Origin of the sequence: Methylobacterium mesophilicum (assembly GCF_036441335.1) — a bacterium.
Classification (GTDB): domain Bacteria; phylum Pseudomonadota; class Alphaproteobacteria; order Rhizobiales; family Beijerinckiaceae; genus Methylobacterium; species Methylobacterium mesophilicum_B.
Genome location: NZ_MLBW01000017.1, coordinates 108,001 through 132,992, shown reverse-complemented (window position 1 = coordinate 132,992; position 24,992 = coordinate 108,001). Strand labels below are relative to the sequence as shown.

At 67.6% G+C, this 24,992-nt stretch carries 30 protein-coding genes and 1 tRNA gene; 17 read left to right on the top strand and 14 right to left on the bottom strand.

Annotation, left to right across the window (positions count from 1 at the left end; genetic code table 11):
* Positions 1-917: OPT family oligopeptide transporter (locus MMR14E_RS13315; protein ID WP_331314924.1), on the bottom strand; the 917-nt coding region annotated here is incomplete at its 3' end.
* Positions 918-1,599: 682 nt separating this feature from the next.
* Here MMR14E_RS13315 and MMR14E_RS13310 point away from each other — a divergent pair.
* The 7 genes from MMR14E_RS13310 (at position 1,600) to MMR14E_RS13280 (ending at position 6,000) form a co-directional block, all read left to right on the top strand.
* Positions 1,600-2,457 carry a tyrosine-type recombinase/integrase gene (locus tag MMR14E_RS13310; protein WP_331314923.1) on the top strand — a complete coding sequence of 286 codons (858 nt, stop codon included), beginning with the start codon at positions 1,600-1,602 and terminating at the stop codon, positions 2,455-2,457.
* A gap of 139 nt (positions 2,458-2,596) precedes the next feature.
* On the top strand, positions 2,597-2,848 hold the full coding sequence (locus MMR14E_RS13305) for a hypothetical protein (RefSeq protein ID WP_331314922.1): 252 nt from the start codon (positions 2,597-2,599) through the stop codon (positions 2,846-2,848).
* 94 nt (positions 2,849-2,942) lie between these two features.
* Positions 2,943-3,266 carry a hypothetical protein gene (locus tag MMR14E_RS13300; protein ID WP_331314921.1) on the top strand — a complete coding sequence of 108 codons (324 nt, stop codon included), beginning with the start codon at positions 2,943-2,945 and terminating at the stop codon, positions 3,264-3,266.
* 96 nt (positions 3,267-3,362) lie between these two features.
* Entirely contained in the window at positions 3,363-3,983 is a 621-nt protein-coding gene (locus tag MMR14E_RS13295) for a terminase small subunit (RefSeq protein WP_331314920.1), read from the top strand.
* Between the two features lie 81 nt (positions 3,984-4,064).
* Positions 4,065-5,033: a hypothetical protein gene (locus MMR14E_RS13290; protein WP_331314918.1), complete on the top strand. Its 969-nt coding sequence runs from the start codon at positions 4,065-4,067 to the stop codon at positions 5,031-5,033.
* Positions 5,030-5,692: a hypothetical protein gene (locus MMR14E_RS13285; RefSeq protein ID WP_331314916.1), complete on the top strand. Its 663-nt coding sequence runs from the start codon at positions 5,030-5,032 to the stop codon at positions 5,690-5,692. Before MMR14E_RS13290 ends, MMR14E_RS13285 begins: the two co-directional genes overlap by 4 nt.
* On the top strand, positions 5,689-6,000 hold the full coding sequence (locus MMR14E_RS13280) for a hypothetical protein (protein ID WP_331314915.1): 312 nt from the start codon (positions 5,689-5,691) through the stop codon (positions 5,998-6,000). Before MMR14E_RS13285 ends, MMR14E_RS13280 begins: the two co-directional genes overlap by 4 nt.
* 33 nt (positions 6,001-6,033) lie before the next feature.
* Here the strand turns inward: MMR14E_RS13280 and MMR14E_RS13275 are convergent, their stop codons facing one another.
* The 6 genes from MMR14E_RS13275 to MMR14E_RS13250 form a co-directional block, all read right to left on the bottom strand.
* Positions 6,034-6,894 (bottom strand): DUF3800 domain-containing protein, encoded by an 861-nt coding sequence (locus MMR14E_RS13275; RefSeq protein WP_331314914.1) that lies wholly within the window; start codon positions 6,892-6,894, stop codon positions 6,034-6,036.
* A gap of 53 nt (positions 6,895-6,947) precedes the next feature.
* A complete protein-coding gene (locus MMR14E_RS13270) occupies positions 6,948-7,349 on the bottom strand; it encodes a hypothetical protein (RefSeq protein WP_331314913.1) in 402 nt (133 codons plus the stop codon).
* Positions 7,346-8,461, bottom strand: coding sequence for a hypothetical protein (locus MMR14E_RS13265; RefSeq protein ID WP_331314912.1), 1,116 nt, complete (start codon positions 8,459-8,461; stop codon positions 7,346-7,348). The genes MMR14E_RS13270 and MMR14E_RS13265 overlap by 4 nt, the downstream gene beginning before the upstream one ends.
* Positions 8,458-8,718, bottom strand: coding sequence for a hypothetical protein (locus MMR14E_RS13260; protein WP_331314911.1), 261 nt, complete (start codon positions 8,716-8,718; stop codon positions 8,458-8,460). Before MMR14E_RS13260 ends, MMR14E_RS13265 begins: the two co-directional genes overlap by 4 nt.
* A gap of 255 nt (positions 8,719-8,973) precedes the next feature.
* A complete protein-coding gene (locus tag MMR14E_RS13255; RefSeq protein ID WP_331314929.1) occupies positions 8,974-9,672 on the bottom strand; it encodes an MT-A70 family methyltransferase in 699 nt (232 codons plus the stop codon).
* 230 nt (positions 9,673-9,902) lie between these two features.
* Positions 9,903-10,313 carry a hypothetical protein gene (locus MMR14E_RS13250; protein WP_331314910.1) on the bottom strand — a complete coding sequence of 137 codons (411 nt, stop codon included), beginning with the start codon at positions 10,311-10,313 and terminating at the stop codon, positions 9,903-9,905.
* 107 nt (positions 10,314-10,420) lie between these two features.
* On the opposite strand from MMR14E_RS13250, the gene MMR14E_RS13245 reads away from it, so the two are divergent.
* Positions 10,421-10,636 carry a hypothetical protein gene (locus tag MMR14E_RS13245; RefSeq protein ID WP_331314909.1) on the top strand — a complete coding sequence of 72 codons (216 nt, stop codon included), beginning with the start codon at positions 10,421-10,423 and terminating at the stop codon, positions 10,634-10,636.
* 11 nt (positions 10,637-10,647) lie between these two features.
* Here MMR14E_RS13245 and MMR14E_RS29255 read toward each other — a convergent pair whose 3' ends face one another.
* Entirely contained in the window at positions 10,648-10,902 is a 255-nt protein-coding gene (locus tag MMR14E_RS29255; RefSeq protein WP_419539341.1) for a transcriptional regulator, read from the bottom strand.
* Positions 10,903-10,977: 75 nt separating this feature from the next.
* Here MMR14E_RS29255 and MMR14E_RS13240 point away from each other — a divergent pair, with 75 nt between their 5' ends.
* From MMR14E_RS13240 to MMR14E_RS13225, 4 genes are all read left to right on the top strand, one after another.
* A complete protein-coding gene (locus MMR14E_RS13240; protein WP_331314908.1) occupies positions 10,978-11,634 on the top strand; it encodes a helix-turn-helix transcriptional regulator in 657 nt (218 codons plus the stop codon).
* A 70-nt stretch (positions 11,635-11,704) separates the two neighbouring features.
* The gene (locus MMR14E_RS13235; RefSeq protein ID WP_331314907.1) at positions 11,705-12,457 is read left to right on the top strand and encodes a hypothetical protein; all 753 of its coding nucleotides are present in this window, start codon (positions 11,705-11,707) and stop codon (positions 12,455-12,457) included.
* A gap of 110 nt (positions 12,458-12,567) precedes the next feature.
* The gene (locus MMR14E_RS13230) at positions 12,568-12,849 is read left to right on the top strand and encodes a hypothetical protein (protein WP_331314906.1); all 282 of its coding nucleotides are present in this window, start codon (positions 12,568-12,570) and stop codon (positions 12,847-12,849) included.
* A gap of 154 nt (positions 12,850-13,003) precedes the next feature.
* Entirely contained in the window at positions 13,004-13,858 is an 855-nt protein-coding gene (locus MMR14E_RS13225) for a tyrosine-type recombinase/integrase (protein ID WP_331314905.1), read from the top strand.
* A gap of 19 nt (positions 13,859-13,877) precedes the next feature.
* Here the strand turns inward: MMR14E_RS13225 and MMR14E_RS13220 are convergent, their stop codons facing one another.
* From MMR14E_RS13220 to MMR14E_RS13210, 3 genes are all read right to left on the bottom strand, one after another.
* Positions 13,878-15,044: a Fic family protein gene (locus MMR14E_RS13220; RefSeq protein WP_331314904.1), complete on the bottom strand. Its 1,167-nt coding sequence runs from the start codon at positions 15,042-15,044 to the stop codon at positions 13,878-13,880.
* Between the two features lie 858 nt (positions 15,045-15,902).
* Positions 15,903-15,987, bottom strand: a tRNA-Leu gene (locus MMR14E_RS13215).
* Between the two features lie 118 nt (positions 15,988-16,105).
* Positions 16,106-16,411 carry a FliM/FliN family flagellar motor switch protein gene (locus tag MMR14E_RS13210; RefSeq protein ID WP_020095633.1) on the bottom strand — a complete coding sequence of 102 codons (306 nt, stop codon included), beginning with the start codon at positions 16,409-16,411 and terminating at the stop codon, positions 16,106-16,108.
* A 129-nt stretch (positions 16,412-16,540) separates the two neighbouring features.
* Here MMR14E_RS13210 and lipB point away from each other — a divergent pair, with 129 nt between their 5' ends.
* Positions 16,541-17,272, top strand: a complete 732-nt coding sequence (lipB, locus tag MMR14E_RS13205) for a lipoyl(octanoyl) transferase LipB (RefSeq protein WP_331314902.1) — start codon at positions 16,541-16,543, stop codon at positions 17,270-17,272.
* 165 nt (positions 17,273-17,437) lie between these two features.
* On the opposite strand, the gene MMR14E_RS13200 is transcribed toward lipB, so the two are convergent.
* Positions 17,438-19,564 (bottom strand): carbohydrate porin, encoded by a 2,127-nt coding sequence (locus MMR14E_RS13200; protein ID WP_331314900.1) that lies wholly within the window; start codon positions 19,562-19,564, stop codon positions 17,438-17,440.
* Positions 19,565-19,917: 353 nt separating this feature from the next.
* On the opposite strand from MMR14E_RS13200, the gene MMR14E_RS13195 reads away from it, so the two are divergent.
* The 4 genes from MMR14E_RS13195 to MMR14E_RS13180 are packed head-to-tail and all read left to right on the top strand — an operon-like array spanning position 19,918 to position 23,157.
* Positions 19,918-20,481: an iron transporter gene (locus MMR14E_RS13195; protein ID WP_331314899.1), complete on the top strand. Its 564-nt coding sequence runs from the start codon at positions 19,918-19,920 to the stop codon at positions 20,479-20,481.
* A gap of 17 nt (positions 20,482-20,498) precedes the next feature.
* Positions 20,499-20,849, top strand: a complete 351-nt coding sequence (locus tag MMR14E_RS13190) for a cupredoxin domain-containing protein (protein ID WP_331314898.1) — start codon at positions 20,499-20,501, stop codon at positions 20,847-20,849.
* The gene (locus tag MMR14E_RS13185) at positions 20,846-22,279 is read left to right on the top strand and encodes a 4Fe-4S binding protein (RefSeq protein ID WP_331314896.1); all 1,434 of its coding nucleotides are present in this window, start codon (positions 20,846-20,848) and stop codon (positions 22,277-22,279) included. Before MMR14E_RS13190 ends, MMR14E_RS13185 begins: the two co-directional genes overlap by 4 nt.
* 53 nt (positions 22,280-22,332) lie before the next feature.
* Positions 22,333-23,157 (top strand): FTR1 family iron permease, encoded by an 825-nt coding sequence (locus MMR14E_RS13180; protein WP_331314895.1) that lies wholly within the window; start codon positions 22,333-22,335, stop codon positions 23,155-23,157.
* A gap of 263 nt (positions 23,158-23,420) precedes the next feature.
* Here MMR14E_RS13180 and MMR14E_RS13175 read toward each other — a convergent pair whose 3' ends face one another.
* The gene (locus MMR14E_RS13175; RefSeq protein ID WP_331314893.1) at positions 23,421-23,909 is read right to left on the bottom strand and encodes a hypothetical protein; all 489 of its coding nucleotides are present in this window, start codon (positions 23,907-23,909) and stop codon (positions 23,421-23,423) included.
* 127 nt (positions 23,910-24,036) lie between these two features.
* Positions 24,037-24,882, bottom strand: a complete 846-nt coding sequence (gene sseA / locus MMR14E_RS13170; RefSeq protein WP_331314892.1) for a 3-mercaptopyruvate sulfurtransferase — start codon at positions 24,880-24,882, stop codon at positions 24,037-24,039.
* Positions 24,883-24,992: the final 110 nt, after the last annotated feature.

Sequence of the window (24,992 nt, the reverse complement as noted above, 5' to 3'; positions counted from 1 at the left end):
GCCGCATCGACCAGATCGGCCGCCGACATGGTGATCGCGGACGTCTTCTGCGCCGCATAGCCGGCGACATCCCAGAACTCGGTGGCCGTCGCGCCGGGCAGCACGGTCTGGACGCCCATCGCGCCGGCGCCGAAGAAGCGCACGTCCTGGCGGAACACCGTGCCGACCCACGCCTCCAGGTCGCCGCCCGGCACCGGCTGTGCGGCGGTCAGCAGCGGGACGAGTCCGCCCCAGGCGATCGCCAGCCCCAGGGCCATCGCGGCCCCGACCGAGGGCCCGACGAGGTGGCCGACGCCGATCAGCGCGAAGGACAGGTTGCCGGCGATCCCGGTGGCGCCCGCGCCGACCCGGAACCACGCGCCCGCGCTGTCGAGGACCAGCCGGGTCTGCGCCAGCGCCGCGAAGGCCGCCGAGACGAGGCCGTTCCACGCGAGGAGCCGCAGGCCGCGGGCGCTGTCGGCTTCCCCGGCGCGGCTGCCCGAGCCCACAGCCAGCACCTCGGCGGCGGCCCGGCCCTCGGGAAAGGGCAGGTCGGTCTGGACCACGAGGGCGCGGCGCAGGGGCACGGAGAACATCACCCCGAGGATCCCGCCCGTCGCGGTGATGCCCGCGGTGGTGAGCCACGGGAAGCCCTGCCACCAGCCGATCATCACGAGGCCGGGCAGCACGAAGATGATCGCCGACAGGGTACCGGCCGCGGAGGCGACGGTCTGGACGATGTTGTTCTCCAGGACCGTGGCACCGGGCAGGCGGCGCAGGATCGCCATGGAGATGACGGCGGCCGGGATCGAGGTGGCGAAGGTCAGGCCGACCTTGAGGCCGAGATAGACGTTCGCGGCGGTGAAGATCAGCGTGATCGCGCCGCCGAGCGCGATGCCGCGCAGCGTCAGTTCGGCGGGCTGGGTAGCGCTGGGCATGCGGCGCGGCCTCGGCTTCGGGAGGCCGCCAGTCTAGGAATGGGATCCGGAAAAGGACAGCCGCCACGCCAGCGAGACTAAGGTCCCGACACGGCGTGTCAGATCAGATGAGGCTGTGTCGTGATCGGCGGCGTACCGCCCTGTCATGCACCACATCCGGGCTGCCGCAGGTCAGGGCAACCGAAACAATGTGGTGCGGCCAAGAGGACTCGAACCTCCACCCCTCGCGGGACTAGCACCTCAAGCTGCGTCGAAGCGATGAAATTACTAGGTTCTTGCTGCAAACGGCCGAAACTAACGTCTTTGGATTGGTTGAGGAATTTCGGAGGCCTGCAAACCGATTGGGAGGGGCGTACGGGTGGCGCTGTCGGCGGTTCTGCTGTAAAAATTCAGCGTCGCGAGACGTGCGCCGCGGTGAGATTGACTGCGGTTTGGCGCTTGACATAGAACTGGGACGTCGGACTGCGCCCAGCGGTTCGACCCTGGACTGGGACTACCGGTTGCGGTAGTTCTTAGGCGGCCCAGCAGGTAAGCAGCCCCGGCGGAACACCGCGCGGGGCTTTTTCATGCCCGCGACCCCGATCTCGACCATCGCCTCGCAACCGGCCGATCCCCTCGGCCGGCCCATCGTCTTGCGGGGTGACGGCAGAGAAGAGACGTTCTCTTTCCCAGAGGTTTTCCCGTGTCCGAACAGCCGCCGGCGCCAGCCGCAGCGGGCGACGACGCGCGCCTAATCGAGACGTGGGCGGCGCGATCGGCGAGCGCCGGCACGCGCCGAAAGTACCGCGCGATCGGCGCGCGCTTCCTGGCCCAGCTCGGCCGGCCGCTCACAACCGCGACCCTCGCCGACCTTCAGGCCTACGTCGCGACACTGGAGACGAAGGCCCCCGCGACTCGGGCGAATGCCGCCGCAGCGCTGAAGTCCCTCTTCAGCTTCGGGCAGGAGACCGGCGCGCTGGTGTTGAACGTCGGCAAGGCGCTCAAGTCGCCGCCGGTCAAGAACACCTTGGCCGAGCGGATCCTGGCCGAGGCCGACGCCATGACCATGATCGCGCTCGAGCGCGATCCGCGGAACCGGGCGTTCCTGACGCTCCTCTACGGCGCAGGCCTCCGGATCTCGGAGGGCATCGGCTTGCGTTGGCGCGATCTCGCCCCGCGCGAGTCGGTCGGGCAGGCGACCGTCTACGGGAAGGGCGGCAAGACGCGCATCGTCCTCCTGTCGGCCAACACGTGGCGCCTGCTCCAGGCGCTCCAGGATGCGCCTGAGCCAGACGCCTTCGTGTTCCGGGCGCAGCCGAGCGGCCGGGGCCTCAGCGCGAGCCAGGCGCATCGCATCGTGAAGCGAGCCGCAGCGCGCGCGGGCCTGTCGGCCGAGGTGTCAGCGCACTGGCTCCGGCACGCCCACGCCAGCCACGCCCTTGAGCGCGGCGCACCGATCCACCTCGTGCAAGCGACGCTCGGGCACGCGAGCGTCAGCACTACCGGCCGATACCTGCACGCCCGGCCGACCGAGAGTTCCGCCCGCTTCCTGGGCGTCTGACCCATCGAGATCCGCGCGCCGGTTGGTGAGCCGTCGCGCGGCCAGGCCGCCCACTCTGGACCCCGGTTTCGCTCGTGCAACCGAGGCTGCGCATGCGCGGCTCATCCGAGTGGGCGGCCGTCCACCCATGGAGACGATCATGACCACAGACCGACCCCGCGCGCGCGAGTTCGCGCTCGATGACCGCCCGCCGCCCGGATACGAGCGGCGCGTCGTGTCGCGCGAACACGCCGTCGATGATGCTCCGCCGCCCCGCCACAAGACGCGGCGGATCGACCGCGAGGCGCTGTCCCGGGGCGGCACGCCCAAACTCGACGGCAAGCGCACGCGCTCCCTCGCCGGGCACACGCCGGACACGCTGCTCGCCAGCCTCGGGCTCCAGACCCGGTGACGACACCCGACCTCGAGGCGGGATGCACGGGTGTGCTCCTGCCCGGTCTTGAGAGCTACGACGACTGACCCCGCCCACGTGGAGGCCCGGGACCGTGAAGAAGCCCAGTCTGAACAGGGCCGAGCTGATATTGCTCGGCCTCATGGTCCACCGCTCGCACGGGCCCGGGCCGTTCGATCCGGACGAGGCCGGCATCCTCGCCCGCGCCATGGGCGTGTCGGAGGATCGAGCCGAGATCGTCCGCGCGATCTTCGACGCGAAGGTGGATGCAGGAGAGACGGTCGAGATCCAGGAATGGCACCGCGGCCGGTGGGTTGATGTTCTGGCCGCCGGCCGCCAGGCGCTGCGGAGCGGGCTGCTGGATCTCCTCGCGCCGCCCCGCGGGGATCTCCCGGCCGCCGCGGCCGACCACCCCTGAGGCCCGGCCCCTGCCCCGCCAAATCCCAGGGTCCTTCCGGGAGGGGGGCGCCATTGAGGGGAATTCGGACCCCATCGGGGCTCCGTCTGAGAATTTTTGAAACGGGATTTTATGTTTATGTCCCAGCCTCGGAATGGCGGCCGGACGGCGAACCGTACGGAACTCGCAAGTCTTTGTGGCGTAAGCCTTCCTACCGTCGACACATGGGTCAAAAGAGGGTGCCCGTTCGACGAGCGAGGAAGTAAAGGCACCGAGTGGAAATTCGATACCGCGGCTGTCATCGGCTGGCGGATCGAGGCCGCGGTCGCCGACGCTGCCGCGGCCTACGGCGACGACGGTGCCGGCATGAGCAAGGACGAGGCGGACCGCCGCCGCTCCGTCGCCCTCGCCCACATGGCCGAGATCGATCTGGAAGAGCGGCTAGGCCGCTCGGTCGATCGCGACGACGCCGTCGAGATCTACGCTGCCTTCTGCGTCGGCCTGCGCAACAGCGTGGGCAGCGCCTTCGACAAGATCGCATCCCGCGGGGCGGCCATCACCAACCCGCCCGAGATCGCACGCATGTGCCGGGACGAGTGGAACCGGGCCATGCGGAACGCCCGCGCGGAGTTCCACCGCCTCTGGGACGAACGGTTCGGGACGAAGGGCGCCCGGCCGGACGACGCCCCTGAGCCACCCCTGAACGGCGATGCGCCGACGGCCCGGTTCGCCGAGTAGCCCTCACCCCTGTTCCTGACTTCACCAACCCGGCCGGCGCGGCCGTCCGGGCGCCTCACCATGCCTGAAGGGACCGCTCCCGTGATTTCCAAGCTCCTGGCCGCCATCCGCCTCCAGACGGACGCCACCCCCCTCGCCGATGCCGCGCGCCTCGTGGAGCGCGCTCGGGCCGAGCATGAGGAGGCCGCACGCCAGCTCGACGCCGCCCGGGAGGCCTATACGGCCAGCCTCGTGGCCGACGACGACAAGGCGGCGATCGGCGCGTACGTCGAGGTCGACCGCCGCAAGGTGTTGCTCGCCCGGGCCGCGGCGGCGATCGAGCTGGCCGAGAAGGTGCAGGCCGAGGCCGCCGAGCGGGATGCCGAGGCCGGACGCCGCCAGCGCTACACCGAGGCGCAGGCCCGGATCCGGACCGCCGTGAAGGCCCTGGAGGCCTACCCGGAGCACGCCCGGGCGATCCGGGATATCTTCGCGGCCGTGGCGCATGCCAACGTCGCCATGGGGGCCGCCAACGCCGACCTGCCGGCCGGGGCCAAGCCGCTGCGCTCCGCGGAAGCGCAGGTGCGCGGCGTGCCGGGTGCGCCGGAGCGCGAGCTGTCCCGCGAGGCGCTTGGCAGCATCTGGCACTTCACCGGCCCGCAGGAGATGTGGGGCGAGGTGTCGCCGCTCTACTGGTCGAACATCCGGGAAACCGGACCGGGGAAGGGCGTGCTGGAGCGGCGGGACCCGGAGAGCAAACTGCTCCACGAGTTCCCCGTCGAGACCCGGGCGGGCGGGACCAGGGTCATCACGATGCCCGAGAAGGCCGGCGTGATGCCCGAGGCCCTGCACACGCAGGTCATGCTGCCGGGCCTGCACGCCGCCGATCCGGTCATCTGGAGCCCGGTCGGGAACCTGAGCTGGGGCTATGAGATCGGCCAAGACGGGCACGCCGTCCTGGAGGCGGTCGTGGCCCGCGAGGCGGCGCCGTCGCGCACGATCGAGGAGATGCAGCCGGACGGCGCGCCGCTGGAGCGGATCGAGCCGCCGGCGACCCGGGCCGCGGCGTGAGAGGGGACGTACGCTGCCACCTCGACGGCCGCGAGGGTGAAGGCGCCCCCCGCATCATGTGCCGCGGGGCCGTGGTGGAGACCTGGACCGAAGCCGGGTTCGCTGCCGCCAAGGAAGAGGACCGGCTGCGGATCGCCCGCCATGAGGCCAGCCACGCGGTGATCTCTTTGGCCCTGGGCCGGCACGTTGAGTACGTGTCCGTCCAGGAGGGCGACCCGCACGTGATGGAGCGCGGCCGCGCGGACGGCCCGGGCTGGCTGCACGGCAGCCTGTTCGTGACGCTGGCCGGAGATCTCGGCGAGCCGGAGCCGGAGCCCTTCGACCACGCGGACGGCGCGGCCCGTATCGCGGCTTGCCGCTCCGGCAGCCTCGGGACCTGCGATAGCTGCCGGCTCGCCTACTATCTCGCCGGCGTCTGGCCCGAGCGGTCCGACGCCGAGCTGGCGCTTCTGTGGGGGCATCTGCGGGCCGTGGTGCTCAACCTCATGGCGCACCCGACGATTGTGGAGACGATCGACCGCTTGGCCGAGGCGCTGGGGCGGCGGAAACTCCTGCTCGCCGACGAGCTCCACGTCATCGCGAACGTGACGGCGCTCCGGACCGCGGCGGCCGAGGTGCTGGGTCCGAGCGCACCGCGGGAGATCGGGGAGATGCCATGAGCGACTATTTCGCAGACACCGCCATGGAGCTGCTGGACTTCCCGAAGGGGCAGTTCACGTCCGGCTACGTCGGCCGCGGACGGCGGCACGAGGGCCTAGCCGCCGATGTGCTCCACGCCCGCTGGGCCTCCGCGTTCCGGCGCTGGTCGGACGATCGCAGCTTCGAGCGGCACGTGGCGCTGGACGATCTCTGCGCGGAGCTGTGCCTGCGCGGCCTGCCGCTGCCCACAGACCTAGTTCCCGACGAATGGCAGGAGATGCGGGACGAGCTCGAAGGCTCAGATCCCGAAGCCTTCTGGGAGCAGTAACCCCACCTGACCTGACCAGCGGCCGTACCATCCTCACGCAGATCTGCCCCTACGCTTCGATTTATTCCTGCTTTTCGATGTGGATTTCTTGCGGTTCCGAAAGGCGTCTTTCCCCTTCCTTCCGCCGAAACGAAGTGCCCATAATGTGAAATCGAGTTTGTGTTCCGAAGTGTCCTGCCAAAATGAGCGGGCTGGACTTGATCTTCTGATATGGAGGGCTAACTCTGCTTTTGGACTGCTCTTTGTTGATTCTAAGACATGTTTTCGATTGCGCAGAAAGCCAATTGCTCCAAGGATGAGGTCATTGATTTGGAAAAGAATGTCGGCCTTTGAATTCTGATACTGAAGCCTGCGGAAAGGCCAATGATCAATGTTGTAATTCCGATGAGCGGCAAAGTTAGCTGAGTTTTGGAATGGACGCATCGGAACCTTGCTATTTCTTTCGTCAAATAGCACGTAATATTTTGTATTTTTTCCATATAATTTGATATATTTAAGCATCAAGTGATGGAAAAATCTACTATACGAAAGGTCTGGAATTCCGTCATTGTACTTTTCATGATCAACGACATCCATGCAGATAAGCATGGCATGAAATTGCATTACCTTGTGCTTGCTAATTAGCGAAAAAGCTGCGTTAGCGAGTCTCTTGTACCTACTAAGCAGTTTCTTGTTTGTGTATTCCCATTTTATTTCGCCCTGCAGGCCCATTGCCGATTTCATTGCAGTAAATTTCGAGCGAACATCATTTAAGTGCTCGTCTGGAACCACAAGCGTACCAAGTGCCATCCATCTATGTCTTTCTTGGCAGGTCTCATCACGAAAAACGTGATACAGTTTAAGCTCAATTTCGGATCCAGTCTGATTTTCAGAGGCATCAGGCAGGAGTGTCATGGCCCCATTAACATCGTTGCTTCGGCAAGTTGAAGCAAGCTAATAGATCGATATCAGCTCCGGATCTGCCGGCGGTCCCATTCCGCGGCCAGTATCGTAAGGGACCGCTCGACCACGCGGTAGAACGTCGTCTGGTGGATACCCGCTTCCCGGCAGAAGTCTGAGACCGTCCCTCCGGCCGGCGGGTTCGGCAGGTTGCGGGCGAGCGCCTGGCGCCGGGCCTCGCACCGGGCCCACGTCAGGAGCCAGAGCCGTTCCCGGCTCCGCGCCCCGAGGACCTGGGCGGCGAGCGTCGGCCAATCGAAGGCCGAGGGCGACTTATCCGGATCGACGAACGCGACCTTGCTCCGGCTCGTCGCGTAGACCGGCGCGGTCGGCAGCTCCAGGAACAGGCCCACGAGCCAGCGGCGCACATCGTCGGGCGTGGTGGCGGCCGGAGCATCGAGCGGCGTCACGCGCCATTCTGCGCATCCGCCGGCCCCGCCGGCGGCCAGGGGGTGGGCATATAGGCGCCAACGCCTCGGTCGAGCGGCAGCCAGCGCGGACGGGTGCCGAATCGAGCGAAGTGCTCCTCCCACGCCCTCCCCTCGGCAGCATCGCGCTCAACGAACACTCGTCCGCCGGTCGGCCATTCGCCCAGCTTAGCCATGTCCATGGCCTTGGCATTGTGGGCGTCACGCACCGTGTCCGAGGTCTCTCGCCGAGGCTGACCGCCCATGCGGTTCAGGAACAGGCCGATCGCGCCGTTGGCTGGGCGGGGGCTGTAGGCCTTCGGCTTGGGCATGTCGGCGAAGTAGCCGTCCGCCTTCATCGCCTCGTACAGGGTTTCCCCGCCTCGGCGCTTCAAGCGTGCCTCGATCCACGACACGGGCTCTGCGACCTCCTCGGTGATCGCGGCGTCGATCGCGGCCAGGACGGTGGAAGCATCGTCGGATGCCAACCCGAGCCACGATCCGATCAAGGCGCGGCACCGGACCTCGGGTCGACCGGTCACGTCGCGGATCGCCTGGACCCCTCTTCCAAAAAGCTCTTTGCGAAAATCCCGCCGGCCCGCGCCGCCCCGCGGTGCCGGTCCGCCAGGACCGGAATTTTCTTCTGGCAGTTCTACTGGCTGTTCCCCTGGCTGTTCGAACGTAGTGGGCCCGGAATCTCGTGCCGGTGAAGTCGGCATGAGATTCCGGGGCGGGCGGCACGTGGTGCCGGTTGCGGCGACTTCATCGGCGCTCACAACCGGCACGTCCTGCCGGTGGTCAGTTTTCCCGTTGATGAGGAGCCTCAGCTCGTCACTCGTCCGGGATCCATTCCCGCGGCGCCGCTCCCTGCGCTCGATGAACTGTGCCTTGTCGGGATTGTCGCCCGCGAGGAACGCCAGGGCCATGCGGACCGCACGCTCGCTGTAGCCGGTCTGGCTGGCTAGCTCGCGCTGGGATGGGTGGGCCACGCCCGCGCGGTTCGCGTACGTGGCGATCGCGTTGAGGATGTTCTTGGCCGGGGCGTTGGCGATCTTCTGCCGGCCAGCCCACCGAATGTTCGCCATGATCCGGTTTTCGCTGTCCTTGTCGCTCACAGGCCGCCTCCCTCGATCAAGAGGTGCCGCTTGAGCTCGGTCAGCCGAGCATCGAGGGCGCCGGCGTTCCCGCCGTAGCGGTCCAGCAGCGCCTCACGGGTGATGCCGCTCCGAGTCGAAGCGATCACGACGTAGATCCCGAGGGCCGCCGGCGAGAGGCGCGGCAGGTCCAAGATCGCGGCATCGATGACGACAGAGCGCAGCGCCGAGCGCCTGCGATTGATCATGCGGATGACCATGACGTCCTCATGAGACATGGCTTTGCCATCCCGTGCGCGAGGGTGCCGCGCGGCGGTCGGGCCGGTTGATCGGAAGCGAGAGCTCGGGCAATGCTTTAGCGCTCGCCCCGACGCGGTTGCGCGGGGCTGGCGAGTTGCGACGACGGGTGTGACGCGGCGGTGCGCTGTTCAGCCGTCAGACACGGCAGAGCATGAGCTGAGATCCGGCCGGGCGCGGGGGCCCGCGCGGGATCGGTCTGGCGTGGCGGCGCAGATGCGCGGCGATCGACGCCCTCATGCGGCGGCCTCACTGGCCGGTGCGGGCCCGTACAGGTTCGCGATCCCTTCCCGGGCCTTGCGTTGAAAGGCCTCTCCGTAGGGGCCGGGACTCGCTGCGAGCACCAGGTCGAAAAAACTGTCGGGCTTCTCGCTGTGCTCCCCGACCGGCCCATCGAATGAGTTCGGCAGGTCCTGGCGCGCCAGCATCAGGCCGCCGCGGGTGCCGAACACGACGTACTCGGTGACCGGTCGGAAGTAGCGACCCATGGACCACTTCGGCTTGCGCCACGTGATCACCGTCTTGAAGGCGAAGCCCCAGCCCTGGATCAGCGCGGCCGCGGTCGGCACCCATGGGCCTGGTGCGTGGCAGTAGATATGCGCTTGGTCTCCGACCCAACCAGCGACGGGGACGGCCGCAATCTCCTCCACCGTCATGGTGGCGTAAGGCGGCCGTTGGTTCTCGGAGACCGACTCGTCTTGCCAGGGTGGGTCGAGGATGATGGTGGCGAACAACCCCTGGATCGGCGCGAGGCGACGGACCCGATCGATGTCCGCGACGCGCTTCATCCGGTTGTGCGCGTCGTGGAAGTTCTCTGACCGTTCCAGATAGGCCACCACTTCGCCGAATAGCTCGGGCTCGCGCTCGGCCGCCTCATACACGGCGATGCACTTCTCGACGGTCCGGCCGGTGACGCCGGACATGTTCGCGATCACGTCGCGCAAGCGGCCGGTTTCAGGCCTCGGACCTGCGGGCAATTGCCCGGTTTTCCCGACCCGTCCTTTGCGTGCCGCTGCCTCGGCCCGCTTCGCTGGCCCGAGGGCTTTCCAGAGGTCGCGGATCTGTCGAGGCGACAGCTTTGAGGGCGTCGGCATGCAGGCGAGGATCAGTGCCCGGATCGGAGTGGTAGTCGGAAGTGAATCGGGGGCGATGAACGCCCCGGCCTTCACGTGAGGGAGCGTCCCACGGCCGGCACGGTCAGCCCGCGTCCGGCTCGATCCAGGGGGCGATGCGCAGTGCCAGACGCTGCGCCCACCGCATCGGCGCACGCGCCAGCAAGGTCCTCGGCCGGAAGGCGAAGGGCGGCCTCGCAGGCGGCGAGCCGGGCGCGGAGGGTGACGAGCTCATGTTGGGCGTCCTCGACTGCGCGGGCCTGCCGCGCCGCCGCGCGAAGCCGATCCATTTCCTCGGCCCGGATCGTCCGCGCCTCCCCGTTCCAGATCCCGCGCACGCGGCGATCGCCGAGGCCGGTCGCCTCGGCCACGCGTGACAGGACGGCCTTCACGTTGTCGCCGAGCCGGACGGGGCCGGCGATCAGCGACACGAGCTCGCGGGCTTCTGCCTTGGCGCCGATCATGCCGCGCCCGCCCTTGGGTGAGATTCCCGAGCTCTTGGGTGACTCTCCCGACATACGGGCCCGCTCCTGTGGTCGAATGCCTTCGACCACGGCGGGAGACGGGAACGATGGAGCTCGGTTACCTGCGGAGGTTGGACTTGAGGACCGCCGGCCGCGTCAGCTTTGGCGAGTGGGCGCGGCCGGCGGACCGATGTGATGAAGAGCGCGAAGCGCTTGAGCGGGCGACCAACGCGCTGGATGAGCTCGCCCGCGAGCAAAGGCTCAGTGGTGATATACGCCAGGAACTCAAGGCAATCGTGCTCGAGCTGATGCGGCTTGAATAAATGTGCCGTCATCACAAAGGAGATCCATCTGTATTCTTTTGTCTTGCAGGTGGTTTCCAGAGATCTGGCCGCAGTTTCCATCTTGGAACTTGGCGACGTGTTGCCTTTTCAATCGCTACCGCCGTCTCCGCTGAGATTGGTATCTCTCGCAGAAGCATTCTGGATACCGCGGACTGTGACGAACCGATCGCCGCTGCTAGCCTTCCCTGAGAACGGAAAAGCGTAACCGCTTCAGCGATGGCAGGATGGGCTTCGGCCGGAGGCATGGTGATGCATAACCCGTTTGCGCATTACCCGCAATAGGGTCATTTTGCGGGTAATCCAAGGGTTATCATGCTTGCATGGATGAAGATCCCGGCAAGGCGATACGTTCGGCGCGAGAGGCCCGTGGCTGGAGCCAAGAGGTTCTCGCCGAGCGCGTTGGCACAACCCAGTCCACTATCGATCGGATAGAAAACGGGCTGACGAGACGATCGCGCGTGCTCCCCGATGTGCTCTCTATACTTAACTTGGCCGTGCCTGGCCTGCCATTTTCGTTGAATACTAACAGCGATCAAGGTAAATTCCAAAGAGTATCTGTATTGCTTCCTCCCGAACTGGTTGAGAGAATTCAGTTATACCGCGCCGACGCCGGAATTAGTTCCGAGGATGAGGCTATCAGAAGATTGCTTGATGACGCTTTGAAATATAGAGATAATTATATTACAATTACAGATCGGCTTATAGAGAAGGTTCGTTCGCTCAAATCAATTAGAGAGGCTGCTGGATACGTCTTGTCAAACCACCCACTCGTCAGGTCAATGGATTTTTCTGACGCGGGGATGGTTTTTTGCTTGAATGATGGGACCAGAATTGAGGTTCGACTGCCGGGAATTGCTGCTATATTCGATGAAAATGGGCAGCCAGTCATATTTCATGCAGACAATGAGTTGGGTTGGTTAGACCCTCGAAATATGTGGCGCTTTCCAGAGGAAGGGTCGGATACTCCAGCAAATTGACTACCCGCAAACGGGTTGAAAATGCATGACTCGACGGGTAGGTTGGCTGCCTCAAACGCGGAGGTGGCTCATGCTTACGTCATCGGTTCCCGCCTCAACTCGCACAGTTGCTGGGCTCAAACGCGCGGATGAATTGTCTGCTGATGCCGCCCTCCTGGCCCTCGCCTCTGAGCTCGAAGCCGCCGCCCGACCCTTCCTCGCCTACGATCGCGATGCGACGGTCACCAGCGCCGATCCGGACTATGACGAGGCGATAGAAACGGGCCTCGGCCTCTACGTGACCGTGAAAGCCGTTGCCGACCGTATCTTCACGCATCAGCCTGAGTCGCTCGCTGGCCTCCTCGTACAGGCTCATGCCGCTACCCTGGTGGCCGAGCATAGTTGGGACGACACATCGGAGCAGGTTGGCCAGGACGGGACGCTCCTGCGCCTGCTGGCGAATGGCCTGTTTCGCCTCGCCGGCGTCGACTGGCGTGGGCGGTCGTTGCCCGATCGGCCGGTCTCATCTGCGAGGAGCGCCTCGTCATCGCTCGACGCCACCCTGATCCCGCTAGCCGAGGCGGCGATTGCTGAGGAGCGCGCGGCAAACGCCGTGTCGGAGGCAGCCGATCACGACCTCCCGCCTGGCACCTTCGCCAGGTCCATGCAGCTCCTCGAGCTCGTGACCTCGACGGATGCTCGCACGCCGGCCGGCGTCGCCGCCAAAGCCCGTGTCTTCCTCGCCCACGCCGCTGAAACGGATGACCTCGACGGGGATTGGCGGTGCCAGGCGCTGGCCCTCTCGCTCGCGCGAGATGCCACGCACCTCGGCGCGGCCGGCTAGCGATTTTCAAGCTTCGAGGCCAGGCTTGGGACATGGCTTCGAACGCCCCGCCCGCGCTCGTGACGCGGGCGGGGCACCCTTCCTCCAACGATCGCCGAGCCCGCCTCGCCATGGCCCGCCCCCGCGCCGCCTCACCGCTGCCGCTCAACATCCCCAAGCGCGGCCTCACGGCCGAGCAGGCGGCGGAGTACTGCGGCTGCGAGACGGTGGATGCCTTCCAAACGTGGGTGAAGCGCCGGATCGTGCCCGGCCCGATCCCGGGCACGCATCGCTGGGACCGGAAGGCGATCGACGCCGCCCTTGATCACCTGTCGGGACTCACGAAGGATGCCGCTTCCTCATTCGACGACTGGGCGCGGCGGAATGCGCGTGGAGCTCAAGGGCATCAATAAGGTCCGGCGCAAGCTCGCCGACGGATCCTTCAGCGTCCACTATTACCACCGCCGCACGAACACGAAGCTGCCCGGCGAGCCGGGCTCGCCGGCGTTCGTCGCAGCCTGGCACGAGGCCGAGAAGAAGCCGACCCGGCCGCCGGAGAGCGACACCGTGGCCGGCCTGATCCGGCAGTACTGCGCCTCCAATCAGTGGCGGAAGCTCGCCGACTCCACGAAGGAAATTGGCCGGCTGAACCTCCGCGCCGTTGAGGACCGCTGGGGCGACACGCCGCTCGTCCACGTCCAGAACCGGAAGAGCCGGCCGATCTTCCTCGGCTGGCACGACGAGATGACGGAGACGCACCCGCGCGCGGCCGACAACAAGATGGCCGCGCTTCAGCGCGTGTTGTCCTGGGCACTCGGTCGCGGCCTCATCGAGCTCAACCCGATCGACACGTTTGAGCGCGCCTATCGCTCGGAGCGGGCTGAGCTGATCTGGCTGCCGAGCCACGTCGCGGCCTTCGTCGGCGCAGCCTCGCCCGAGCTGCGGCTCGCGCTCGACCTGGCGCTACACACCGGACAGCGCCGCGGCGATCTCCTGCGCCTGCCGTGGTCCGCCTACGATGGCGAGGCGATCTCGCTGCGCCAAGGCAAGACGGGGAGGGCAGTCTGGATCCCGTGTACGGAAGCGTTGAAGCGCGCCCTCGACGCCGCGCCGCGCCGGGCGACCACGGTGCTGACCCGGCCGACTGGCGTGTCCTGGACGGACGACGCATTCAAGAATGCGTGGGCGCTCGCCTACCAGAAGGCGGCGATCGGCGACGACCTGCACTTCCACGACCTGCGCGGCACGGCCGTGACCATGCTGTCCGAGGCCGGCTGCACGCCGCAGGAGATCGCGGCGATTACCGGCCATACGGTCGCGTCGGTGAACCGCATCATCGAGGTCTACCTCGCCAGGACGAAGGACTTGGCGCGCGGCGCGATCGTGAAGCTCAACGCCCACCGGCGGAACCGCATTAAATAATTCTGCCATAACCCCCGGTTCAGCCATGTGATATGGGTTCGATTGCAGCCAAGATCTCCGGAAATACAATAATCCTAGGATGTTTCATCCCCGTGTCTGCGGCAATTCCAGCCTCTATGAGGTTGTTTATATTATTTGATGCTCCCTGCCAGCTCACGTCGAGTAGATTTGCTATCTCTGGAATGCTTCTCGCGGGGCGCTCGAATGCCAGGTCTATGATGCGAAGTGCGAGAGCCGAGCCGCGAGCTTTCTGGAACCGATCTCGATATGATTTCTGAAGGTCTTGTAGTCGCTCTACAACTCTAATCGTTTGCTGGCATGACTCTGTCACGGCTCGAAGGAAGAAGTTAATCCAAGGCACCCAGTGTCCATGACAGGAAACTTGATACATGAGATCGATGTACTCGTCTTTGTTTTCCTCGAAGAACGGGCTCATGTATAATAGAGGTTGGACCAAAGCCTTTCTTTCCATCAGCATAAGAGTAATGAACATGCGGCCAACACGGCCGTTTCCGTCTGGGAAGGGGTGTATTGTTTCAAATTGGTAATGTGCTAATGCGGCATCGATCAGGGCGGGCATTTCATCCCTGTTTTGTCGATTTACATACTTCTCAAGATCGCTCATTGCCTCCTCGGCTTCCCTCGGGGGTGGAGGGACAAATCGAGCAGTGGCAATCTTCCCTTTGCCGCCGATCCAGTTCTGATCTCTCTTTAGTTCGCCTGCGCGAATTATGGCTCCGCGATGCCTTCCGACGCCTCGGAGTAGCACCTCGTGCGCTTCGCGAATTATTCGAAGGGATAAAGGAAGCTCGTCCAGCCGAGAGATGCTTGTTTCCAGAGCGCGTACGTAATTTAGAACTTCACGAGTATCATGCGCCATGCTGGCTTCGCTCGCGCCCGCTTCGAGCAGGACGAGCTCTGACAGAGTAGTATATGTGCCCTCCATACTCGAAGAGGATAGGGCTTCGCGCCGCTGAAGCGGCCTGATCAGCAGATAAGGATTTAGAAGCGTTCTTCCGATGCCGTTTAGCTCGCCAAGGGCTTGAGAAGCCACGGCGAGATTTCCGAGCGCGGCAGTGAAATCAATGCCGGTCGGAGGCAAGGGGTTGGGCACAAAGGCGTGGCTGCCCTCGATCGTCGTTACCAGTCGCCCCGACAGAGAGGCAGAGAAAGCAGCGATGTCCATGGCCTGAGATTTCTGGCGATCCTGGTCGAGCCTAGAAGACTCGGCCGGACTTTTCAACGAAACGGCTGTTCGGTTGGAAATCTTGTGTGGGCAGGCGGCACCGTCGGCGGCGATGCTGCGGTCCCCGGTTGGTTCCCGGGAGCTTACGGATGAGCTTCGTGCGGCGCGCGGAATTCAAGCGAGCGCATTTCGGGTTGGAATTAGCGGCCTGCGATCCAAGCCGCGTTGAACGCGGCGCGCGGAATTCAAGCGAGCGCATTTCGCGTTGGAATTAGCGGCCTGCGATCCAAGCCGCGTTGAATGCGGCGCGTGGAATTCCAAGCGAGCGCATTTCGTGTTGGAATTGGCGGCCTGCGATCCAAGCCGCGTTGAATGCGACGCGAGGAATTCCAAGCGAGCGCACTTCGCGTTGGAATTAGCGGCTCACGATCCAAGCCGCGTTGAACGCGGCGCGCGAATTCCAAGCGAGCGCATTTCGCATTGGAATTAGCCGCCTGCGATCCAAGCCGCGTTGAACGCGGCGCGCGGAATTCAAGCGAGCGCATTTCGCGTTGGAATTAGCGGCTCGCGATCCAAGCCACATCAAATGCGGCGTGCGAATTCCAGCGCACATCTGCCTGCGCTAGCCGGCGGTCGCATGATCGGATCACAGTGAAAGAAAGCAGGAGCCAGGCACGCGGCGAATTGTTCCGCGGAACACGTCGATCCTGAGCACCGCGACGAGCTGGCTTATGAGCAGCCGCAAAGCGGTATGCCGGAACGCTTAAAGAACGTCAGCTGCAAACGGATCTGCAAACCGCGTTCGCGGTATGTGACCCGTAACCTGAGCTAAGAGGGAAAACACCAACAAAAACAAGTTGGTGCGGCCAAGAGGACTCGAACCTCCACCCCTCGCGGGACTAGCACCTCAAGCTAGCGCGTCTACCAATTCCGCCATGGCCGCATCGGACGCGAAGACCGGTCCGCTTGCCCGACCGTCGCGCCCCGCGGGAGAACCCGGGGCCGCTTTCGTGTCGCGCGGCGCAGCGGATAACAGATCGTCCGGCCGCCGACAAGCGCAGTCACGGGGAATCGTAGCCGCCCTCCAAGAATGGTGCCGCGCCGTCGCCGATGCTGACGCCCGGCTCGACGATCGAGGCCGCCTTCCGGATCAGCTCGGTCACCTCCACGGAGATGCGGTCGCCCGTGACCACGATCTGCCCACGGGCGATCGGGTGGTCGTTGGCGAGGATCTCGACCATGTCACTGTCGCTGGCCTCCAGCTCGATCACGGCGCCGCGGCCCATGCGCAGCAGCATGTGCAGCGGCATGCGGGCGCGGCCCAGCACCACCGTCAGATCGACCTTCAGGGTCTCGAAGACCGCCACCGCGCGCCATCCCGTCTCGCCGCCGGTCCGGTTCGGGCAAGCCCTCGCAGCAAGCCCTTGCAGCAAGCCCTTGCAACCGCCGGCCGCGGGTGTTGAAGGCTTCGACCATCGACGCAGGATGGTGAACTCTTGGTAAACGCGCCCCGCCTCACGGTCAGCCCGCACGCTTTCCCGAAGCGGCCCGGCACCGATCCGGTCGCCGGGCCGGTGGGCTGGCGCGTGAGCGACGGGCCGGTGGCGTACGCCGCCGCCCTCGCCTGGATGGAGGCGCGCGCGGAGGCGATCGCCCGCGGTGCAGCGCCCGAATGCGTCTGGCTGCTGGAGCACCCGCCGCTCTACACGGCGGGCACGTCGGCCCGGCCCGAGGATCTCGTGGCGCCGGACCGCTTCCCGGTCCACGCGACGGGGCGGGGCGGGCAGTACACCTATCACGGCCCCGGCCAGCGGGTGGCCTACGTGATGCTCGACCTCGACCGGCGCAGCCGCGACCTGCGCGCCTACGTGGCGAGCCTGGAGGCGTGGCTCATCGAGACGCTGGCCGCCTTCAACGTCCGCGCCGAGCGCCGCGAGGACCGGGTCGGGGTCTGGGTGCGCCGGCCCGAGAAGGGGCCCGGCGTCGAGGACAAGATCGCGGCGATCGGCATCCGGGTGCGCCGCTGGGTCAGCTTCCACGGCATCAGCCTGAACGTGGAGCCCGATCTCGCGCATTTCGATGGGATCGTGCCGTGCGGCGTCCGGGAGCACGGCGTGACGAGCCTCGTCGACCTCGGCCTGCCGGTGAGCATGGCCGAGGTCGACATGCAGCTCCGCGCCGCCTTCGAGGATATTTTCGGGGCGACCTCGATGGAGGCCGCGGCGTGAGCCGGGAAGCGGCCGCACCGCCGGACGACACCGCGCTCATCGCGGGCGCAGCGCTGTGACCCAGGGTCGCGCGCCGTCCCGAGCCCCGACTGGATCGCTTCGCTCCGCGCGGGAAGACGGATCGGGTCCGAGCGCTCCGGCCGGGGGCCGCCTGACCGGCGCCGATCAGAAATCCGCGTGCAGCCGCGAGGCGAAGAAGTGCGCGGGCCCGCGGTCGCGGTTGTATCCGGGATTGTCGATGAACTGGTAGTCGAAGGTCAGGGTGACGAACTTCGTGAGGTTGAGGGCGTAGTAGGTCTCCACCGCGCGCTCGGTGCCGTAGTTCAGGCGCCCGTCGCCGATCAGCAGGCCGAGATAGCCCGCCGCGAAGGCGGCCCGGTGCGAGGGCGACAGCCCGTTCATCGCGGCGCCGATGCCGACCGTGTCGTCGGGCCGGTCCCAGGCCTTGCCCTTCAGCGACAGGCCGCCGGAGAAGCTCTGGTCGATATCGGTGAACGAGATGTTCTCGGTGCGCCCGTCGTTCAGGCTCGCCCGGGCGAACAGCCCGAGCTCGGGCGTCAGCGCCTGCTCCAGGTTGATGTAGCCGCCGGTCTTGCGGCGGGGACGCCGGGTCGCCGCGACGGCGTCGTTGATGTCGTCGAACAGGCCGAGCTGCGTCAGGGTGACCACGTCGCGGTTGTTGGCCGAGACGCCGACATTCGAGAACAGCCCGATGCGGACCTTGCCGGGCTGCTCCAGCCACGGGAGGACGTGGCGCTCCTCGAACTCGACGTTCAGCCCGGCGCGCCGGAACACCCGCGGGTCGAGCACGTCGCTCGACGGCTCCTTGGGCACCTGCGTGTAGGCCGCGCGGATCGCGAATTCCGGCCGGTTGTACTCGGCGTAGACGCCCTGCGTGAAGCCCGGGAGATTGGCCGGGAAGTCCCAGGCCGAGGAGCCCCAGAGCGACCAGTTGAAGAAGTCTACGCGCGGGTCGTGCGCGTAGATGTTGCCGTCGAAGAAATCGCCCAGGGCGAACTTGCCGGCGATCAGCGTGATCCGCTCGGCGTCGTAGCGGGTGGCCACCTGGTTCGGGCCGTCCGGGACCTCCACGGTCTCGCCGCCCAGCCCGAAGGTCTGCTTCACGTAGTAGCGGTTCGAGCGCAGCTTCGGGAACGGGGCGCCGGCCTTCTGCGCCTCGCCGTTGACGAAGCCGGCGACGCCGAGCGTCCGCGACAGGCCGAAGCCCTGGCTGAACTCGGGGTTGTAGTAGACCTCGGTGCTGTCGGTGAGCTTGAGGCCGAGGAAGATCGTCGCCGTGGTGGTCTGCCGGGCCTGATGGGGGATCAGGCTCTGCGCGCCCTCGTAGGGCGAGCGGAAGCCGGGCACGCCCTGCGCGATCAGCGTCGTCTGGCCGTGCAGCGAGAACCGGCCGGTGTCGCCGTTGTCGGGATCGTGCGGGGCGGTCTCGTCCGGGTCCGGCGGGACCTTCAGCCCGCCCGGGAACCACATCAGCCGCGCGAACAGCTGGTTGGAGCTGAAGCGCGCCCGGGTCGTGACCGGCCCGCCCGCGTCGCCCGGCACCGCGCCCAGCGGGAAGCGCCGGCTGCCGCCGAGATCGACGTAGCGGTAGTCGATGCCCAGGGCGAGGCTGTCGGTGATCGCGTACTGCACGCCCGCGCCGAGGGTGAAGCCGACATAGTCGAGGTCCCGCCGCGCCGTGGTCTGCCCGCCCGCGTCGAGGTCCGGGTAGTCCGCCAGGATGCGCGCGTTCGCCCCCGCGAGGCCGAAGGTGCCGTAGATCAGGTAGCGGTCGAAGCTGTAGCCGAGCCGGGCGCGGAAGGTTCCGTAGAGATCCGTCTTGGCGCGCACGATGTTGAAGGCCGGGTCCGCGTTTGCGTAGCCGAAGCCCGCGATGGTCGACGGGACGGGCCGCTTCAGATTCGCCGCGTCGAGACTCGCCTCGACGCCGTAGACCCACGGCCCGCTCTGCCAGTTCCAGCCGCCGAACAGGCCGCCGACCGCCGTCGTGGCGTTCTTGCCCTGGTCGCTGCGGCCGGTGGAATCGCCGCTCTTGAAGGCCGAGACCGGTCGCCCGCCGATCGTCGTGGGGCCGAAATTGTACGCGCCGTAGGAGCCGCCGGCGCTCCCCTCGAGGCCGAGATAGCCGCCCGACCAGTCGGCGTAGGCCGGCGCTGCGGTGGCGGGGCGCGGGGCCGACAGGTCGGCCGCCCGCGCGACGACGGGGGCGAGGAACGGCGCGGCCAGGACGAGCGCCGCGGTGCGGGCCAGGGGTACGGAACGAGCTCTCATCCGACTCACAGAAAAGTATAGCACGTGCTAAAACGCGGCGCCGCGGCGTGCAAGCGGCGCCGCGCCGTCCCGCCGCAGGCCGCCGCGCAGATTAGGGTCGTCCCGCCCCGCATCATCGGCTCCCTGCATGGCGCTGGCATGACGATCCAGGCCGGGCCGGATGCGTCAAGATCCACCGGGACATTGTGGCATGAACATCTTCGTGAGATCGCGTGGTGAGTGAGTCGATCTCCCGGTAAGACATGCGAATACGGACCTGTCGATCCGACGAGGTCTCAGATTAGAATTGTTATTATTTGATACTGGTGCGATTCCGGTTTGAACTTCGGGCCGGGTGGATTATGTGCGGTCGCATGCACGCCTCGCACATCCTCCCGGTTCTTCGCGGCCTCGCCGCGGCCTCGCTCCTCGCGGTCGCGGGCGCCGCCACGGCCAAGGAGGTGCCGATCGGTCCGCACGTGACGCGGAACGGCCTCGAGGTCGCCGCCGTCTATCTCCAGCCGATCGAGATGGACCCGCCCGGCATGATGCGCGAGGCCGCCAAGTCGGACATTCACCTCGAGACCGACATCCGTGCCGCCAAGGACAACCGCAACGGCTTCGCCGAGGGGGACTGGGTCCCGGCGCTCGACGTCCGCTTCGAGGCGGTGAAGCTCGACGGCGACAAGCCGACCGACCAGACGGTGTCGGGCATGCTGATGCCGATGGTCGCCAATGACGGCCCGCATTACGGCGACAACGTCAAGCTGTTCGGCCCCGGTCGATACCGCTTGAAGGTCACCGTCGCGCCCCCGGGCAAGGACAGTCATTTCGGCCGCCACGTCGACAAGGAGACGGGTGTGGGCCCGTGGTTCGAGCCCTTCGAGATCACCCAGGACTTCACCTTCGCCGGCGTCGGCAAGAAGGGCGCCTACTGAGAGTGCCGGAGCTGACCGTGTCCCGCCCGCCGCGCGCCCTCGTCCGAGCCATCCCGCTGCTGCTGGCCGCTGCCGCGTCGGCCTCCGCGCCCGCGCGCGCCGACGACATGCCAGTCATCAAGGTGGAGATGCGCGACGGCGCGATCATCCCGACGGTGATCGAGGTCCCGGCCAACACCCGGTTCAAGCTCGAGATCTCGAATACCGGCCAGACGCCGGTGGAGTTCGAGAGCACGGAACTCCGGCGCGAGAAGGCGCTCGCCGCGGGCTCGACCTCGGCGATCGTGTTCCGCACCCTCGATGCCGGCACCTACCAAGTGTTCGACGATTTCCATCCGGAGGCGAAGGCGACCCTGGTGGCCAAATGAGCGCCTCCACGACAGCGCCCGGTCCCTTGGCCCTGACCCGCGCCGCGCCGCGCCGGTCTGCGGTCGACGCGCGCCTCGCCCGGTTCGGCGACCTGCTGCGCCGGTACGGCTGGATCATCCGGTCCGTGCAGTGGCTGATCGTCGGCGTCTACGCGGTGCTGGTGATCGTCCCGGCCCTGCTGCCGCTGCCCGACAATGCCGCCCATATCTGGACCAACCTGACGCTGGCCGCCCAGTTCGCCTTCTGGGGGATCTGGTGGCCGTTCGTGCTGGTCAGCATGGTGCTGGTCGGCCGGGCCTGGTGCGGCGTGCTCTGCCCGGAGGGGGCCCTCAGCGAGTTCGCGAGCCGGTGGAGCCGCGGCTACGCCGTGCCGCGCTGGATCACCTGGCAGGGCTGGCCGTTCGTGGCCTTCGCCGGAACCACCGTCTACGGGCAGATGACCAGCGTCTACGGCTACCCGAAGCCGGTGCTCGCGGTGCTCGGCGGCTCGACCCTCGCGGCGATCGTGGTCGGCCTGCTCTACGGGCGCAACAAGCGCGTCTGGTGCCGCTACCTCTGCCCGGTCAACGGCGTCTTCGCCGTGCTGTCGAAGCTCGCGCCGGTGAGCTTCCAGGTCGACCGCGCCGCCTGGGCGGCCTCGCCCAAGCCCGTCCGGGGCACCGAGGCGTTCAACTGCGCCCCCCTCGTGCCGGTCAAGACCATGCGGGGCGCGGGCGCCTGCCACATGTGCGGGCGCTGCAGCGGCCATCGCGGCGCCGTGCGCCTCGCCCTGCGCTCGCCCAACCACGAGATCGTGCACGTGGCCGGCGCGGAGCCGAGCCTCGACCAGACCATGCTGATCCTGTTCGGCATGCTGGCGCTGGCGGTCGGTGCCTTCCAGTGGTCCTCGAGCCCCTGGTACGTCGACGCCAAGCAGTGGCTGGCCACGTGGCTCATCGAGCGCGGGACGACGTGGCCCCTGGAGCACTCGGCGCCGTGGTTCGTGCTGACGAACTACCCCGACCGCAACGACGTCATGACGCTCCTCGACGGCGGGCTGCTGCTGGCCTACATCGGCGCCGCGACCGTCGTGCTCGGGCTCGTCCTGTCGGGGATCGTGGCGCTCGCGACCCTGAGTCTCGGCGGCTGGTCGCTGCGGCGCTTCCACCACCTGACCCAGACGCTGATCCCGGTGGCGGGCTGCGGCGTCTTCCTGGGCCTGTCGGCGCTCACCGTGACGTTCCTGCGCGGCGACGGCATCGTCATCCCCTACGTGGCCGAGATCCGCGCGGGCCTGCTCGCCGGCGCGAGCCTGTGGAGCGTCTGGCTGGCCTGGCGGGTGGCGGGTCTCGCCGCCGGCGGCCTCCGCCGCGCGGCGGCCTCGGCCTGCATCGCCGGCGCGGCCGCCCTCTCGGTGGCCAACTGGGTGCTGCTGTTCTGGATCTGGTAGCGCGCGGTTCGCGCGCGACGCGTCACACGACCTCACAACCGCTGGAGACCGCCATGATCGGCGCCTTCGTCATCGCCTTCCGCGAAGTCATCGAGGCAGGCCTCATCATCTCCATCGTGCTGGCGGCGACCCGCGGCATCCCGGGCCGGATGCGCTGGGTCCTGCTCGGCATCGCCGGCGGCCTCGCGGGGGCCGCGCTGGTGGCGCTGTTCGCGGAGAAGATCTCGGACGCCTTCGAGGGCAGTGGGCAGGACATCCTGAACGCCGCGGTCCTGATCGTCGCCGTGCTGCTGCTGGTCTGGCACAACACCTGGATGAGCAAGCACGGCAAGGAGCTGGCGGGCGAGCTGCGCGCCGCCGGCGCGGCGGTGCGCTCGGGCGAGCGGGAGGCCGCGGCCCTGTCGATCGTGATCGGCGCCGCGATCCTGCGCGAGGGGGCCGAGCTGGTCCTGTTCCTGTACGGCCTGGTGGCCTCGGGCACCTCGGGCGCCGACATCCAGTTCGGTGCGGTCGCCGGCATCGGCGCGGGCGCGCTTCTCTCGGCGGTGACCTATCTCGGGCTCGCCTCGATCCCGAGCCGCTACGTCTTCTCGGTGACCAGCGTCCTGATCGTCTTCCTCGCGGCCGGCCTCGCCGCGCAGGCGGCGCAGTTCCTGGCCAATGCCGGCGTCGTGGATGTCCTCGGCAGTACGCTCTGGAACAGCTCCGGCGTGATCGCCGAGAACTCCTGGCCGGGCCGCGTCCTGCACGCCCTGGTCGGCTACACCGACCGTCCGACCGCTCTCCAGGGGCTGGTCTACGTCGCCACCATCGCGGTGATGGTCGGACTCATGCAGTGGAGCGCCGCCGACAAGCGCCGCGCGGTGCGGGCGGCGTAGCGGACCGGCCGGCGCGGGGACAGATCCGACACTGCGGCGTCGAGGTGCCGGGCCGCGTGGCGGCCCGGCTGCGCATCCCCGGCGCTGCGCGGCGGGGCCCGCCGCACCGTCCGTCGATGCGGCGGGTCGGTCGGCGGCCCCCAGGCCCGCACGGCCCACTTCGCCGGGTCGGCCGGCTTCNGGCGGCCCGGCTGCGCATCCCCGGCGCTGCGCGGCGGGGCCCGCCGCACCGTCCGTCGATGCGGCGGGTCGGTCGGCGGCCCTCAGGCCAGCACGGCCCACTTCGCCGGGTCGGCCGGCTTCTCCTTGTAGATCGCGCCGGCGAAGTCGACGTGCAGTTCCGTCGCCGCGCGGTCGCTCCGGCGTGCCAGCACCTCGAAATGCTTCGGCTTGCGGCGCGGCGCGTCCGCCACCGCCCACCCCGCCGCGGCCACCGCCGCCAGAGCGCGCGCGGGATTGGCCGGGACGTCCGTTGCCCCGCCCGGCCGCCCGGCGCCGGGCGCGTGGTGGGGCTTCCTGTGATGGATCTCCACCGCATCCCGGCCCTCCGCCGAGATCCGCGTGACCTTGATCTCCGACGGGCGACGCTCGCCCGTGAGGGTGACGTGCAGGCCGCTCGCGAGCGGGAAGGCTTCCGCACCCTTCGGGCCGAGATCGGCGAGGTGCGTCTCGCCGCCCGCCTCGACGGTGAAGCGATGGGCGAAGACGTGTCGAATCGTGCCCGAGAAGGCGGTGGTGTCGTGATGCGGCATGATTTTCTCCGTGGGGCGCCCAACCGCAGGCGCTATCGATATATCGAAATCGATCACGGAGCTTTCAAGCGGGCGATTGAAGCGGCCCGGTCACCTCGGCAGGCCCGGAGGTCCGGAGGGCCGCCCCTCAGGGGCCGGTCGCCACCGCCCGGGCCGGGTCGGCGCCCCATTCCGACCAGGAGCCGTCGTAGAGGCCCCGCGCCGGGCGGCCCATGGTCTCCAGCGCCAGCGCGATGATCGCCGCGGTCACGCCCGAGCCGCAGGTGGTCACGATCGGCCGGTCCGGATCGACGCCGTTCTCGGCGAAGACCGCCTTCAGCTCGTCGGGGCTCTTCATCCGGCCGTCGCGCTGGAGGGCCGCGTAGTGCAGGTTGCGCGCGCCGGGCATGTGCCCGGGCCTGACGCCGGGGCGGGGCTCCGGCTCCTCGCCGCGGAACCGCGTGCCCGAGCGGGCATCGACCACCTGCGCCGAGCCGGTGTCGAGGGCCCGGGCGACGTCGTTCGCGTCCGCCACGGCGCCGTGATCGAGGCGGGCGGTGAAGTGCCGGCGCTCGTGCGGGCGCGGCTCGCCCTCCTCGGTCGGGTAGCCGGCCGCCACCCAGGCCGGCAGGCCGCCGTCCAGCACCAGCGCGTCGCGCACCCCGAAGGCCTTGAGCATCCACCAGACCCGCGGGGCCGAGAACAGCCCCTGCCCGTCGTAGACAACGATCTGCATGCCGTCGCCGATCCCGAGCGCGCGCATCCGGGCCGCGAACACCTCGGGCCGCGGCAGCATGTGCGGCAGGCTCGACTCGGTGTCGCTCATGGCGTCGAGATCGAAGCGGCGGGCGCCGGGGATGTGGGCCGCGCGGAACTCGGCCTCGGGATCGCGGCCGGCGGCCGGGAGATACCACGAGGTGTCGAGCACGACGATGTCGGGGGCCGCGAGGCGGTCGTGCAGCCATTCGGGTGACACGAGGGGCGCATGGGCCATGGTCGGCGGATCCGGCACTGTTCGCGTTGCGGCGGGCTCACAGAACCACAGGTCGCACCGCGTTGCACGTCCGGGCCGCCGCGGGACGGCGGCGTTCGCGCGGATTCGTC